Origin of the sequence: Pseudoalteromonas sp. UBA2102, from assembly GCF_002331165.1 — a bacterium.
In the GTDB taxonomy this organism is placed as follows: domain Bacteria; phylum Pseudomonadota; class Gammaproteobacteria; order Enterobacterales; family Alteromonadaceae; genus Pseudoalteromonas; species Pseudoalteromonas atlantica.
Window position 1 is genome coordinate 5,838 of the sequence record NZ_DCYU01000123.1, and the last position, 15,125, is coordinate 20,962.

Annotated in this window: 13 protein-coding genes and 1 pseudogene; 9 read left to right on the forward strand and 5 right to left on the reverse strand. The window is 42.2% G+C overall.

Features of this window, described 5'->3' with window-relative positions; translation table 11 throughout:
• Nucleotides 1–793: pseudogene (locus B2R65_RS16470) on the reverse strand (PIN domain-containing protein); the annotation flags it as partial.
• Between the two features lie 306 nt (nt 794–1,099).
• Between B2R65_RS16470 and rapA the strand changes: the two are divergent.
• The gene (rapA, locus tag B2R65_RS16475; RefSeq protein WP_096041176.1) at nt 1,100–3,994 is read left to right on the forward strand and encodes an RNA polymerase-associated protein RapA; all 2,895 of its coding nucleotides are present in this window, start codon (nt 1,100–1,102) and stop codon (nt 3,992–3,994) included.
• 176 nt (nt 3,995–4,170) lie between these two features.
• On the opposite strand, the gene B2R65_RS16480 is transcribed toward rapA, so the two are convergent.
• Nucleotides 4,171–4,392: a ribbon-helix-helix domain-containing protein gene (locus tag B2R65_RS16480; protein ID WP_286744465.1), complete on the reverse strand. Its 222-nt coding sequence runs from the start codon at nt 4,390–4,392 to the stop codon at nt 4,171–4,173.
• 135 nt (nt 4,393–4,527) lie between these two features.
• Here B2R65_RS16480 and rluA point away from each other — a divergent pair, with 135 nt between their 5' ends.
• Nucleotides 4,528–5,181, forward strand: a complete 654-nt coding sequence (gene rluA / locus B2R65_RS16485; RefSeq protein ID WP_024031523.1) for a bifunctional tRNA pseudouridine(32) synthase/23S rRNA pseudouridine(746) synthase RluA — start codon at nt 4,528–4,530, stop codon at nt 5,179–5,181.
• 81 nt (nt 5,182–5,262) lie between these two features.
• Nucleotides 5,263–6,207, forward strand: coding sequence for a DUF3530 family protein (locus tag B2R65_RS16490; RefSeq protein WP_286744469.1), 945 nt, complete (start codon nt 5,263–5,265; stop codon nt 6,205–6,207).
• On the opposite strand, the gene djlA is transcribed toward B2R65_RS16490, so the two are convergent.
• From djlA to B2R65_RS16505, 3 genes are read right to left on the reverse strand one after another with little or no spacing between them, the layout of a single operon-like run.
• Nucleotides 6,190–7,050, reverse strand: a complete 861-nt coding sequence (gene djlA, locus B2R65_RS16495) for a co-chaperone DjlA (RefSeq protein WP_029773301.1) — start codon at nt 7,048–7,050, stop codon at nt 6,190–6,192. The genes B2R65_RS16490 and djlA overlap by 18 nt on opposite strands.
• A gap of 17 nt (nt 7,051–7,067) precedes the next feature.
• Nucleotides 7,068–7,730 (reverse strand): N-acetylmuramate alpha-1-phosphate uridylyltransferase MurU, encoded by a 663-nt coding sequence (gene murU / locus B2R65_RS16500; RefSeq protein WP_024031520.1) that lies wholly within the window; start codon nt 7,728–7,730, stop codon nt 7,068–7,070.
• The gene (locus tag B2R65_RS16505) at nt 7,727–8,728 is read right to left on the reverse strand and encodes an aminoglycoside phosphotransferase family protein (protein ID WP_286744473.1); all 1,002 of its coding nucleotides are present in this window, start codon (nt 8,726–8,728) and stop codon (nt 7,727–7,729) included. Before B2R65_RS16505 ends, murU begins: the two co-directional genes overlap by 4 nt.
• 101 nt (nt 8,729–8,829) lie before the next feature.
• Between B2R65_RS16505 and lptD the strand changes: the two genes are divergently transcribed.
• From lptD to B2R65_RS16535, 6 genes are all read left to right on the forward strand, one after another.
• Nucleotides 8,830–11,082 carry an LPS assembly protein LptD gene (gene lptD / locus B2R65_RS16510; RefSeq protein ID WP_029773298.1) on the forward strand — a complete coding sequence of 751 codons (2,253 nt, stop codon included), beginning with the start codon at nt 8,830–8,832 and terminating at the stop codon, nt 11,080–11,082.
• A gap of 92 nt (nt 11,083–11,174) precedes the next feature.
• The gene (gene surA, locus B2R65_RS16515) at nt 11,175–12,470 is read left to right on the forward strand and encodes a peptidylprolyl isomerase SurA (protein WP_004585858.1); all 1,296 of its coding nucleotides are present in this window, start codon (nt 11,175–11,177) and stop codon (nt 12,468–12,470) included.
• A gap of 2 nt (nt 12,471–12,472) precedes the next feature.
• Nucleotides 12,473–13,465, forward strand: coding sequence for a 4-hydroxythreonine-4-phosphate dehydrogenase PdxA (gene pdxA, locus B2R65_RS16520; protein ID WP_029773297.1), 993 nt, complete (start codon nt 12,473–12,475; stop codon nt 13,463–13,465).
• Nucleotides 13,462–14,268 carry a 16S rRNA (adenine(1518)-N(6)/adenine(1519)-N(6))-dimethyltransferase RsmA gene (gene rsmA, locus B2R65_RS16525; RefSeq protein ID WP_004585856.1) on the forward strand — a complete coding sequence of 269 codons (807 nt, stop codon included), beginning with the start codon at nt 13,462–13,464 and terminating at the stop codon, nt 14,266–14,268. The genes pdxA and rsmA overlap by 4 nt, the downstream gene beginning before the upstream one ends.
• Entirely contained in the window at nt 14,252–14,641 is a 390-nt protein-coding gene (gene apaG, locus B2R65_RS16530; RefSeq protein WP_029773296.1) for a Co2+/Mg2+ efflux protein ApaG, read from the forward strand. The genes rsmA and apaG overlap by 17 nt, the downstream gene beginning before the upstream one ends.
• A gap of 11 nt (nt 14,642–14,652) precedes the next feature.
• A partial coding sequence (locus B2R65_RS16535; protein ID WP_286744479.1) for a symmetrical bis(5'-nucleosyl)-tetraphosphatase occupies nt 14,653–15,125 on the forward strand: 473 nt, incomplete at its 3' end.

Consider the following 15,125-nt stretch of genomic DNA (forward strand, 5'->3'; position numbering starts at 1 on the left):
GCCATACCTTGGTAAATATTTTTAGGTTTTACGCCCCACGCTTGCTGGTGCATTAAACGCTCAACACTAATATCTTTTAATTTAATACGCTCGTTATCGTAAGATTTGACCCGCGCAGCAAAGTGCTCGCTGCCATCAAGTATGTACTCATTGCAAAACACATCTGGAATTAAGTTTTTAGCCACATAATGAAACGTATCACGGCCGTGCTGCTGTGTTTCGCATTGCCCTACGTGCTGCCAAAAATCGCCCTCTATTTTTTATAGCCGCTAGTTAATAAAGCAATATCATCAATTAGTTGGTCGGTACGGTAATCTTCAACATATTTAAGGCCTGCACCTTTTGCTTTAAGGCGCATGTTTATATCTTTTGTCACCAATACAATTTTTGAATCGCTGTGCTGTTTTTGTAAATACACGGCGCAGTTAATAATACGGTGGTCGTTTTCATCCCCCGGTAAACCAGAAATAGAATCTGCAAAAAGATGATCATTAACAATAATGAGCGTACCGGTGGAATTGGCATTTGCCTTTTTATTGCTAGGCAGTGCAACACCCTGCAACATTTGCTCTGGAGTTGCGTCTTTTAGTACCTCATCTAAGCCGCGAATAGCCACTCGTGCATCACGGCTTACGTCGTGTTTTCTATCTTTAATGTGGTCAAGCTCTTCTAAAACAGTCATGGGAATGACAACGTTATGTTCTTGGAAAGACAAATAAGCGAGGGGTTCGTGGAGTAATACATTGGTGTCTAGCACATACATTTTACTTTCAAGGTTCGAAGCTTTTTCCATAGCACTTTCCTTACGTTTTATGATTTTTATGCTATACCAAAATAACTAAGTAAAACGGGCCTAAATTCAAACCTGCAATACTTAATTGCTAAGGCATAATCTAAGTTTAGTCTATTTGTCATAAAAGTCCGTTTTATTACAAACACGATATAGTTTTTATTTACCTAAAAAAGAGCCATTTGTTAGCACTGTTAATGGGATTAATTCGCACTTATAAAATTAATTAAAAGTGAGTCAAATAGCGCCTTGCAGTGGTGTTATGTAACAGGTAACATAGCCGCCTTTTTCTTCATAGACGAGACATACATGAATTTTTCCTTAGGTCAGCGTTGGATCAGTGATACAGAGTCAGATTTAGGATTAGGCACCGTAGTTGCCATTGAAGGCCGCCAGGTCAGCATTTTATTTCCTGCCAGTGGTGAAAACCGTGTTTATTCTAGTGCAGAAGCACCGGTTACCCGTGTGGCATTTAATCCAGGTGATGTGATCAAAAGCGTTGAAGAATGGGAATTAGAAGTAGAGTCTATTGAAGTGCAAGGTGAACTACTTTGCTACGTAGGTACTCGCGTTGATACCGGCGAAGAAGCAAAGCTAAAAGAAACCTTTTTAGATCATTTTATTAAGTTTAATAAACCGCAAGATCGTTTATTTGCAGGCCAAGTAGATCGCTTTGATCGCTACACCTTACGTTACCAAACATGGCAACACCAATTTGAGCGCCAGCAATCGCCTATTAAAGGCTTAATTGGCCAGCGCGCTAACCTTATTCCGCATCAGCTTTATATTGCACAAGAAGTAGGTAAACGTTTTGCCCCACGGGTACTGCTCTCAGATGAAGTAGGCCTTGGTAAAACCATCGAAGCCGGCATGATTTTACACCAACAAATCATTAGTGGCCGTGCTAGCCGTGTACTCATTGTGGTGCCAGAAAACCTGCAACACCAATGGTTAGTAGAAATGCTACGCCGCTTTAATTTACGTTTTTCTATTTTTGATGAAGAGCGCTGCGACGAAGCCTTTGCAGACTCGCCAAACGTATTTGATACCGAGCAGCTAGTGCTTACCAGCCTTGAGTTTTTAACCAAGAAAAAACGCTGGTTTGAACAAGCAACACTTGCTGATTGGGATTTATTAGTTGTTGATGAAGCGCACCACCTAAGCATTAACAATGGTAAGCCGAGCACCGAATATCAGCGCATGGCTGAGCTTAGCCAAGATATTCCGGGTCTTATTCTATTAACAGCAACGCCTGATCAACTTGGTCACCGTAGCCACTTTGCCCGCTTACAATTGCTCGACCCAGATAGATTTTACGACTACGACGTATTCAAAGAAGAAGAAGCTAATTACAAAGACGTTGCCGAAGCGGCAAATCAGCTACTGCAAGCGCAAGCCCTTGATGATACAGCCAAAGCCACACTTATTGAGCTATTAAAAGAAACCGATATTACTGATGTGCTTGAAAAAGCTCAGCAAGGTGATTTACCGGCGCGTAAAGAAATACTTAACATGCTGCTTGATCGCCACGGTACAGGTCGTATTTTGTTTAGAAACAGTCGCAGCGGAATTGATGGCTACCCTAGCCGTAAATTACATGCTTACCCAATGGCACTGCCAAAGCAATATAAAACAGCAATGTCAGTACTTGGCAGCATGAGCGGTATACAAAGTGCAGAGCTAAGCGCACAACGCGCGCTGTTTCCAGAGAAAATCTTTCAAGAGTTTGAAGGTGAAAGTGCAAGCTGGGGCGCATTTGATCCACGTGTAGATTGGTTAATCGAAACACTTAAAACCCTAAAGCACGAAAAAGTACTGCTTATTTGTGCCAAAGCCGAAACCGCTATTAGCCTTGAGCAAATTTTGCGTGAGCGTGAAGCAATAAAAGCATCTGTGTTCCACGAGGGCATGTCGATTATAGAGCGTGACCGCGCAGCCGCCTTTTTTGCCGATGAATACGACAATGCACAAATACTGCTGTGTTCAGAGATTGGCTCAGAAGGACGTAACTTCCAGTTCTCGCATCACTTAGTGTTATTTGATTTACCACTAAACCCTGACTTACTTGAACAACGTATTGGCCGATTAGACCGTATTGGGCAAACAAAGGATGTTAATATTCATGTGCCGTATTTTGAAAATACAGCGCAAGAAGTATTACTGCGTTGGTACAACGAAGGCCTTGATGCATTTGAAAGCACATCTACCACTGGCCAGCTATTGTATAAAGAATTTAGTGAAGACCTACTTGATTACATTGCTGCCCATAATTGTGATGAAGAAGAGCTCGACCCTCTACTTGAGCAAGTAGCCAAGCAAAATGCCGTGCTACGCAAGCAAATGGAAAGTGGCCGAGACCGTTTATTAGAGCTGCATTCATCAGGCCAAGGCGCTGCCGATTCATTGGTTGAAGAAATTGAAGCACTTGATAACCAATTTGAGTTACCAAGTTACATGATCAACGTATTCGACACATTTGGAGTAAGCCAAGAAGACAAAGGCGAAAACACCATTATTTTAAAGCCAACAGAGCATATGCTAAGTGCATCGTTCCCAAGCTTAAAAGAAGATGGCATGACGGTTACCTTTGACCGCGATACCGCCCTTTCGCAAGAAGACGTACATTTTATTAGCTGGGATCATCCTATGGTGCAAGGCACAATGGACATGATTTGTGATGATGACTTTGGTAGTGCCTCTGTTGCTTTACTTAAAAACAAAAAATTACCACCAGGTACCTTTTTTGTTGAGCTAATATTTGTAGCCGAAGCTATGGCACCAAAAGCCCTGCAAGTAGGTCGCTTTTTACCGCCAACGCCTATTCGCATATTACTTGATAAAGCCAGTAATAACCTCGGCGAAAACGTGGCGTTTGATAGCTTTAACCAACAGCTTTCAGCCGTTGGTCGTCAAACTGCAAGTAAATTAGCAGGCGCTTTACAAGGTGCGGTTCACCCAATGATCAACACCGCAAAAGAAATGGCTCAGCAACAGCTTGAGGTTATACGCAGTGCGTCACTTGAAAAAATGCAAAGCACCTTAGGGGAAGAGCAAGCTCGCCTTGAAGCGCTTAAGCAAATTAACCCTAATATTCGCCAAGAAGAAATTACCTTCTTCGATAAGCAGCGCAGCGAGCTGACAACGCATATAGAAAAAGCCCAGTTAAAACTTGATGCGATACGCTTAATCGTAGTTTCACACTAAAGGTTTTTGAGCGTTTAGTTTATAGCTATCTGCCGTTAGTTAGCTCAAGATTTAACTAAACTACACTTCAAAAAGCACGGTTTACAGGCCGTGCTTTTTACATTCACCTCTACAATTACTCATCAGTATCTTAGCCACCTAGTATAGCCATTATTTCAATATCTATTTCTGTAACTCTATAATAGATGCTGTCTGAGCCACAAACGGCACGTCGATTGATCACTAAAACCGCTTTTTTCTGAGTTAGCAAGCTTACCATTTATTGCTTCTGCTCTTCTTGCACGGCGAATTAAATCATTCAGCAATTCACTTTTATTTGTGTAATCCCCCACGTTTTCAACGTGATTACGAAGCCATAAATCATTCTGTTCAGTAAGTGAAATACTTTGCCTTGCCATAATGTGTTCCTACAACTTTAAGTTGGTGCAATTTCACACCAGCATGAAAAATACGCAATTAAACTTTTATCTTTTCCTTGAGCCTTTGCTCTCGCTCCCCTAAAATAGCGCCCTGCAAAATTACTGAGGTCGGCCGTGTTAGTTAATTACAATCCCCCAATGAGTCCGTATTTAACAATACTGCACCAAGATGACGACTTACTCATCGTTAATAAACCCAGCGAACTTTTAACCGTCCCAGGTAAAGATCCAAAACATGCCGATAGCTTAATTAATCGCGTTAACCGTGTTTTTCCTACAGCTAAAATAGTGCACCGCCTAGATATGGCAACGTCAGGCATACTTTGCCTTGCTATGAATAAGGCAGCTCATAGGCATTTAAGTATGCAGTTTCAAGAACGTGAAACTGCAAAACGCTATATTGCACGTGTTTACGGCCAACTTGAGCAAGATACCGGTTCGGTTGATTTGCCACTTATCTGTGATTGGCCTAATCGCCCTAAGCAAATGGTTGATTATGAAAACGGTAAGCCCTCGCTAACCCACTTTAAAATACTTGCACGAGAAGCGGGCGCAACACGTGTAGAGCTCACGCCAATTACGGGGCGCTCGCACCAATTACGCGTGCACATGCTAAGCCTTGGCCACCCAATACTGGGCGATAGACTTTATGCCCATAAAGAGGCCCTAGCCGCGGCGCCACGTTTACAACTACATGCGCAAATGTTGCAACTAAAACACCCCGTGACCGAGCAAGTACTGACCTTTGAGGTAGAGCCCGACTTTTAATAGGTAAAGCCCACAAAGTTAGTACTAAACTTTTACCTTAGCGCGCCGATACTTAGTTATTACTCACCTTTTGGGCTTACTATGATATTTGCGCAGCTAATCAAAAAAACGCTACAAAGTGTATGTTATTGCTCTGCGTTATGCTTAAGCGCATATGCCAGTGCTGCAGAGCATATAGCCCCACCTTCTTTATCAAGTATCGAAAATAGCGATATAAAACGTCTACTACCCAATGATGAAGTTAAACCCATACTTGCTGGCGATACAGAGTTTTTAAGTTTGTATAGCGAATACATGAGCCGAGATTTTAGAGGTATTGTATTACTCATCCCCGATTGGAATTCTACCCCCACTAGCAATGCTGGCATGAGTTACCTGCGAAAAGAGCTTACTAATTTAGGTTACACAACCTACGCCATGACAGTACCCGATATAGATTGGCAAGCAAGTAACATGGCTGCACAAGCAGCTGCCCAATCAAGTACGCAAGCGCAAACTGAAGAGCCAACAAAAACGGCGCAAAGTAACAGCGACGGTGTTGCCACAACGGCTCAAGAGCCACACTTTGTTAATGCCATTGACTTGGTGAGTAATGAGGTACTAAGCAATTATAAAACTAATTTAATAATGCGTTATGAGGCGCTCTATCAAAACGCAATGAGTGAGCCAAATAATATTGTCGTCATAGCACAAGGTACCAGTGCGGGGGTACTCCTAGAATACTATGCTGATTTTCCTGACTCGCGAATAGATGCGTTTATAAGCTTAAGTAGTTATTTACCTAATACACAGCGTAATAAAGGTTTAGCGCAAACCACATCGCTGGTGACCCCCGCCTTGCTTGATATTTACTATGCAAATGACAATACCGATATACTTATGAGCCTTAAAAACCGTCAGCGCTGGGTAAATCGAAATGCTAAATTTGATTACCGCCAGCGCCAACTCTTTGGCCTGCGCGATGCGCCAGAGCAGCATGCACGGTTAACTAAAGTGATAGACGGTTTTTTACGCCGCCTTTTTTAAATACTCGTAAGCCGCTTGAATATCTTGGCTTTTTTTAACTGCTACTTCCATCATGTGTTTAGGCAGCCCTTGAGAGACTAATTTATCAGGGTGATGCTGCGCCATTAATTTACGATACGCTACTTTAATATCTCGTTGCGTCGCGTCACTACTTAACCCTAATAAAGCCAAGGCCTGTGAGCGGTTCATGCTGTTATTAGGGGGCACATGATGACCAGAGCCTTCACGGTAACTGCTACTTTGACCTTGCTGCTGTTGTCTATACTGTTGTTGCTGCTGTCTAAAACTAAATTCAGCTTGGTAACGCTTAAGAATAAAAGCAAAATGAGTTTTAGAAATACCTAATTGCTTACTTACCTCTTGTAACAGCTGTTTTTCTTGCTCTGCGAGCACGCCATCAGAAAACGCCATTTGAATTTGAATTTCTAAAAACAGTTGCAGTAAGTCGTAACGTTTTGCAAAGCGTTCTTTAAAGTCGTGCACTGTTTCTTTAATCGAAAAGTCGCTGTCTTTACCTGATTGAAATGCATGCTGAGCTTCGCGGCGCTCATCGCCCTTTAGCCCCATTTCATCCATAAACATACTTGCCGCTTTTATATGCACCTCGCTTACGCGACCGTTCGACTTTGCAATATGCCCCATAACCGCAAAACAGCTCGAAAAAAACAACGCTTGGCGCTCGTTTACATCATCACCTTTAAACAAACCTGAAAAGCCTCCGGCTTTATCAAAATCGTTTTTTAAGCTTTTATCAAATAAATGGCCGAGGTATAAACCTAAAATGGCGCCAAAAATTTTGCCAAACATAAAGCCAAAACAAAAACCGAGTATTTTTCCCCACATCTAATTAACTGCCTCTATTAAAGTGTGTTTTGTATGCGCTCGTTGAGCTGCGCGAGTCGCTGTGGTGTGCCTATATCGTCCCACTGACCAATATAAAGCTCAGTTGAGATAACCTGTTGGGCGAGTTTTTCTCGCAATATTGGCCCAAGCGGGCGTATGCCTGGCTCTAAACCTTTAAAAAAATTAGCGTGGTAACGGCTAATTCCCGAAAATGTATACTTTTGACTCTCAGCCGATAAGTGACTTAATGCAAAATCCCCTTTTTCGTTATGAGGTGGGTTTTCTACTAACACTATGTGGGCCTCGCCATCTTGCAGGTGCAATTGTGTAAGCGCACTCACATCGTAATCTGTGAATACATCGCCGTTAATTACAATAAATTGCTCACCTAGTAATGGCAGCGCCTGAATAATTCCGCCTGCGGTTTCAAGGCCGCCCTCAGCCTCTTGGCTATATTCAATACTCACACCAAACTCAGCACCATTTTTAAAATAGCTTTTTATTTTATCCCCTTGCCAAGCTAGGTTTATAACAATGTTAGTAATGCCAGCGGCTTTAAGGTTATTAATATGGTGCTCAATCAGCGGTTTACCCGCCACTTTTAGCATAGGTTTAGGCATAGCTTGTGTAAGCGGCATCATTCGCTGGCCGCGCCCGGCAGCTAAAATCATGGCTTTCATGTGCGCTCCTTAGCTAATTTTAGTGTTACCTGCGGTATTACAATGCTGCTTACCCACTCACTTAACGCTGCAAGCTCTGGATAGGTTTTAGCAACATCAACAATGTAATCCAACGTTGGCAAAATATTATCAAGGTAACCGGTTTTGCCATCGCGTAAATAGAGCCGGCAAAATATTCCCGCCGCCTTTAAATGGCGCTGAATACCCGTTAAATCAAACCACTGTTTAAACTGCTCAAAAGAAGTATCTGTTATTAATTTTTGCGCTGTAAATTCTTCATATCCGTACTCAAGCAGCTGATTAAGCTGTGCTTGTGGCAACTTAAAGTAGCAATCACGTAGCAGCGACACTAAGTCATAACACAGCGGCCCGCGCACGGCATCTTGGTAATCTATAATTGCCCACTGCTCATTGCTATACATAATATTACGGCTGTGATAATCACGATGAACCGTGACCGTAGGCTGCGCTAGCATAGCGTTCGTTAATAGCTCACAGCTTTGCTGCCAAAGCGTTTGTTGCTCAGTATTTAATGTTAAGCCAATAAAATCAGTAACCAGCCATTGGCTAAAAATATTCAGCTCAAGGTGAATAAATTCTTTATTATAATTTTGCATAGCTGCTGATTCAGGTGTTTTGGCCCAGCTTGCCGCTAAACGGATTAATTGCTTGTAATATTCATCTCTATTTGGTTCATCGAGCTTATCGGCTAAGTGTGTATTTCCTAAGTCACTTAACACAAAAAAGCCTTGTTCTTCATCGCTTGCGATTATTTCAGGCAATAAAAAGCCGTTGTCGGTGAATACTTTATTAAGAGAGATATACGGAGCGTTATTTACTTTTTGTGGATCGGAGTCCATCACAATAAACGCTTTTCCGGCACAGCTTAAACGGTAATAACGGCGAAAGCTGGCATCCCCAGTAATGGCTACTAAGGAGTGTGGTTTAGCATCAAAGTGCGTATTTATAAATAGTTGTAAATTATCAAAGCGTGTCATTATATAAGATGTCTATTTTTATAGGTCAATTACTGTATTTGCCATTGTTTTCCTTTATTATGTCTAGCTTATAATAAACCAAAGAGCATTAAGGTCGATAAATGAGCAAAACCTGGGGCATATTGATGCTAGGCGTAATTAGCGCACCATCGCTTGCCGAAACTGAACTGGCACACAATTTATGTGGCATTTCAATGCAAACCAGAGCTTGGCAACCTCTACCAAATTTAGCGGTAGGATCGGTTGATATACAAGCTGACGATGTAGAGCTCCTAGGCACACAAAGCGCTGAATTTACCGGCAATGTTGATATTAACACCCTTGATATGAGTTTGTCCGCACAAACTGCGCTTATAGATAAACAGCGCGGTTTACTTAATGCAACAGGCCCTATTACTTATCAAGACCGTGTAAGCCAAGTAAACAGCTCAGGTTTAAATGCCGATTTAAATAATTCAGAAATAAGCCTACTAGGTGCCGATTACAGCTTAACAGCGCAACAAGGTAAAGGTGGCGCCGAAAAACTCACTGTCAACGAGTCTGGCTTATTGTTAATGAATGCAAGCTTTACTACTTGCCCAAGCGATACACCAGTGTGGGAAATAGAAGCCGACGAAATTAATCTCTCTCGTGAAGAAGGCTGGGGCGAAACCTATAACGCCGTTTTACGTATTCTTGATACCCCCGTTTTATATTTACCTTATTTCACGTTTCCGCTGGATGAGCGACGCAAGTCGGGCTTATTAACACCAAGCATTTCAAGCTCCGACCGTTACGGCCTTGAAACTGTTACACCTTATTATTGGAATATTGCGCCTAATTTTGACGCCACTATTACACCACGTTATATGTCGCGCAAAGGCTTACAATTGCAAACCGAGTTTAGATACCTGAGCGAGCAACATGAAGGCTTAGTCGGTATTGAATACTTAGATAGCGATGATTCGGAGCCTAGCCTTGATGAGCGCTATATGTTTCATTGGCAGCAACAAAGCTATTTAAGTGAAGACTGGCGCGCCAATATTGATGTAACTAACGTCAGTGATGACAACTACATCACCGATTTAAGCTCTAATTACGCAAATAAAACCGATACCCAACTTTATCGTACCGGCTCTGTGACTCACCTTGGCGACACATGGCGTACCGATATTAAATTTCAAAATTTTGAAGTGCTGGGCGATCACTTAGAGTCGTATGCCGCGGTTCCACAAATTAGCTTTACACAAACCGCCCCATGGCGTTTTGATAACTTTGACTTTAGTTTGTCGGGTGAAGTAAGCCACTTTACCAACGAATCTTCAGAAATTGCCATAGACAGTGCTACCCGTGTACACGTAGAGCCAAAAGCGCGCTTTAACTACGCAACACATGCGTGGTCGTTTCTCTCAGAAGTGAGCTTATTACAAACTAACTACAAACAAAGTGGTAATTTAACGGGCACTCAATATAGCGATAGCGTTTCGCGTACCTTGCCAAAAGTACGTTTGTACTCGCAGCTTAACTTTGAACGTGACACCTCGACCTTTTTTGAAGATGGCATTCAAACTCTTGAGCCACAAATACAGTATTTATATACCCCTAATAAGGATCAATCTGAGATAGGCCTGTTTGACACCACTCGCCTACAGGATGACTTTTTTGGCCTATTTAGAGATACGCGCTTTTCGGGTGTAGACCGTATAGCCGCAGCTAACCAATTTACGTTAGGTGCAACAACACGCTTATTTGATAATAAACACGAAGAAGTGTTTAACTTTAGCGCGGGTCAAATTTTTTACCTAAACGACTCGGCTAAACCTACCGAGCAAGATTTAGACTCAGAGACAAACTACAACGCCCTTTTTGCAGCGCAAACAATGCTACATTGGCACCGCCGTTGGTACCTCTCAGCGGGTATGCAATACGACACAGATGGTAAGCAAATGATCCAGTCAAATGTCACCCTCGATTACAAAGGTGACAATAATGAGCTAGTTCAATTGAACCATCGCTATGCAAATGATGTCTCAGGAAATACAATCGAGCAAACGGGTGTATTTACAAGTATCCCAATTAGTGATCAGTGGCAATTTATTGCAAGCTACCACCGGGACCTTGAAAATAATCGAAGCATCGAATTTTTAAGCGGATTACAGTATGAGTCATGCTGTTGGGCAATCCAAATTACTGGTCACCGTCAGATTGAAACCGATTTAAATCATTCTATCGGGCAGCAACAAGCCACTTTTGATTCAGGTATTAGTTTAAACTTTGTATTAAAAGGGCTTGGCAGTAAGAGCCGTTACGATGCACAAAAATTATTACAACAAGGTATTTTTGGCTACCGTAGACCGTATTTTCTTAATAATTAAGGCAAACGAGCAATTAAGGTGATACTTTAAAGCCCTAAAATGCAGTACGCCCTGTTTTAAAGCAGTACTATTAGAAGAGTAGTAAAAAGAATATGAATTTAAAAAAACTATTATCAACAGCTATTTTAAGCTTAAGCTTATGCCATGGCGCATTTGCCGCCCCACAGGAAATCGACAAAGTAATTGGTGTTGTAAACCAAGGCGTAATTTTAAAAAGTGAAGTAGACACCATAATTAATCGTGTTAAAAAGCAAGCCGCAGAGCAAGGCCAACAACTTCCTAAAGACGAAACGCTTCGCGTACAAGCCGTTGAGCGTTTAGTTAACCAAACGCTTATGATGCAAATGGCTGAACGTATGGGCCTTGAAATTTCAGACAGCCAGTTAGACCAAACACTCGCAAATATGGCAAAAGATCAAGGCGGCAGCATTGCCGATCTTCGTCGTACCATTGAAGCCGCTGGCGAGAGCTTTCAAGCCTACCGCGAAGAAATTCGTAAAGAAATCACCACCCAACAGGTTACCCGTGCCAATGTAGATCGTCGAATCTATATTAGCCAACAAGAGGTAGATAACCTGTTAAAAATAATGGAAAGCCAAGGTCAAAACTCTGAAGAGTATGATATTGGCCACATCCTTATTGATATTCCTAACGATGCAACAGCAGATGAAATCACCAGTGCGAAAACCCGTGCTGACAAAGTTATTGAGCTATTAAACGATGGCCAAGAGTTTAAACGCATCGCTATTTCATCATCAGGTGGCTCAAAAGCGCTTGAAGGCGGACAACTCGGTTATATGGGTATCAACGAAATGCCTTCGTTATTTGCCGAAGCTGTAAAAGGTCAAAAGAAAGGCGCTATTGTTGGCCCGCTTCGCTCGGGTGCTGGCTTTCACATAATTAAGGTGCAAGATGTACGTGGTCGCCAATTAGTAGAAACCACAGAAGTACGCTCACGCCATATTCTTATTAAGCCTTCAATTATTTTAAGTGAAGAAAAAGCACGTAGCATGCTAGCAGGATTTGCCAAAGATTTACGCGCAGGAAAAGCAGACTTTGCTGAGCTTGCTAAAGAATACTCAGAAGATCCAGGCTCAGCCCTTAAAGGCGGTGAGTATGATTGGACTGACCCTACAACGTATGTACCGGCGTTTAAAGATACTTTGTTATCACTTGATAAAAATCAAATTAGTGAACCATTTAGAACACAATTTGGTTGGCACATAGTACAACTTTTAGATAAACGTGTAGCAGATAAAACCGAGCTAGCTAAACGTAACCGTGCGCACGGCATGTTGTTTAATCGTAAATTTAAAGAGGAAAGTTTTAACTGGCAGCAAGAAATGCGCGAACAAGCCCATGTTGAAATTTTCCCTATAGACGAGTAATTATGACATTACGAATTGCAATTACCCCGGGTGAACCTGCGGGGATTGGCCCTGACTTGCTGCTGCAATTAGCTCAGCAACCATGGCAAGCTCAACTGGTCGCTATCGCCGACAAACAGTTATTAAAAGAACGCGCTCAACACTTGGGCCTTAATATTGAGCTAATTGATTTTGATGAAAATGCCCCTGCAGCTAAAGCGCCTGCAGGTAGCATTTATATTCACCAAGTAGATTTAGGCACTGACGTTAAGCTAGGTGAACTAGACGACTTAAACGGCCAATACGTGCTTGATACCTTACGTATTGCCAGCGAAAAAAATATGGACGGTACCTTTGATGCCGTTGTCACGGGCCCTGTTCACAAAGGGATTATTAATAAAGCCGGTATTTCCTTTAGTGGCCACACGGAGTACTTTGCTCAGCAATCGGGCACCTCTGATGTCGTAATGATGCTAGCAACTGAAGGCTTGCGTGTTGCCCTAGTAACAACGCATATACCACTGGCTTATGTATCGCGTGCAATTACACAAGAGCGCTTAACCAAAGTTATTAGTATTTTAAACCACGACTTACAAACTAAGTTTGGTATTGAGCAACCAAAAATTTTAGTGTGTGGATTAAACCCCCATGCCGGCGAAGACGGTCATTTAGGCACTGAAGAAATAGAAACAATTTCACCTACGCTTGAGCTCTTAAACAGCCAAGGCATGAATTTAATTGGTCCGCTTCCTGCCGATACCCTATTTCAGGATAAATACCTCTCTCAAGCCGATGCCGTGCTTGCTATGTATCACGATCAGGGTTTACCTGTGCTAAAATACAAGGGATTTGGTAACTCGGTAAATATAACCTTAGGTTTACCATTTATCCGCACTTCGGTTGATCACGGTACTGCGCTTGATTTAGCAGGCACCGGTGACGCTGAAGTTGGCAGTTTTGAATTAGCGATCCGCGAAGCAATTAAGCTCGCCCATGAAAAAGCACAGAATCAATGACCGATAAAGTACATTTAGGACACCGCGCCCGTAAACGTTTTGGGCAAAACTTTTTATTTGATGAATCTATCATTGATAAAATAGTGACTGCAATCGATCCTAAACCACAAGACAACCTAGTAGAGATTGGCCCAGGTTTAGGCGCAATTACCGAGCCTGTTGCCGATTTAAGCGGCCAACTTACTGTTGTTGAGCTAGATAAAGACTTAGCTCAGCGTTTAATTGAGCACCCTTTTTTAGGTCCTAAATTAAACGTAAACCAAGGCGATGCAATGAAGTTTGACTTTGCAAGCCTTGTACGCGATGACAAAAAATTAAAAGTGTTTGGTAACCTGCCTTACAATATTTCTACGCCATTACTGTTTCATCTTTTTGAGTTTGCTGATCATATTGAGCACATGCACTTTATGCTGCAAAAAGAAGTAGTAAAACGTATGGTTGCAGGCCCAGGCAGCAAAACCTTTGGCCGCTTAAGTGTGATGACGCAATACTACTGCCACGCAATGCCCGTGGTTGAAGTACCGCCAGAATGTTTTAAACCAGCACCTAAAGTAGACTCTGCGGTTATTCGTCTGATCCCTAAAAAAGCCGAGCAACGTACCGCTAAAAGCGTGAAAATTTTAAACACCGTGTGTTTAGAAGCCTTTAATCAACGCCGTAAAACATTGCGTAACAGCTTAGGCAACTTACTCACCGCAGATGAGCTTACCAGCATTGGTATTGATATTACTTTGCGTGCTGAAAGCCTAACGTTACAACAATTTATTGATATAGCTAATTGGATTTATGACAACAAGCAGTAATATTAGCTCTCCTGTAAAAGTCTCTGTAGAGACTTTTTATGTTGAAGGGCAATCTCAGCCTGAGCTAGAAAAGTACGTTTTTGCCTACTCAGTGACAATTAAAAACCACAGTCTTTGCAGCGCTACACTTTTAAGCCGTTATTGGTTGATCACCGATGCCAATGGTAAAGAAGTTGAAGTAGAGGGCGAAGGCGTTGTGGGCGAAACCCCCGTTATAGGCCCAGGCGAAACTTACAAATACACCAGTGGCGCAATATTAGACACCCCTGTTGGCACCATGCAGGGACACTACACACTGCGCAATGAGTTTGGCTCTGAGTTTGAAGCACCTATAAGCGTATTTCGTTTAGCGTGCCCTAACATTTTACATTAGTAAAAAGCGCCATGGCTGATTACGCAATTGGTGATTTACAAGGCTGCTTTAAAGAGTTTAGCCGCTTGCTCAAACGGGTTGACTTTAACCCAAGCAAAGATCACCTTTATTTAGTGGGCGATATCGTCGCACGTGGGCCGGACTCTCTGGCCTGCCTAGATTATATTTATCGCCATCAAGACAGCATGAGTGTTACTTTAGGCAATCATGATTTACACATGGTTGCCTGTCACTATCTTAATAAGCCAATAAACCCCAAAGATAAACTCGGTGCTATTTTTGATAGTAAAAAGCTTCATCACTATATCGCCTATTTGCAAACTCAGCCGCTTGCTATTTATTTAGCACAGCACCGTAGCTTTATATCGCATGCAGGGCTTAACCCTAATTGGTCTATAGAAAGCGCACTTAAACACGCACAGTTTGCTCAGCGTTGTTATCAATCGGCAAATGCTAAGCACTTTTTTGAAAAAATGTATCAGCC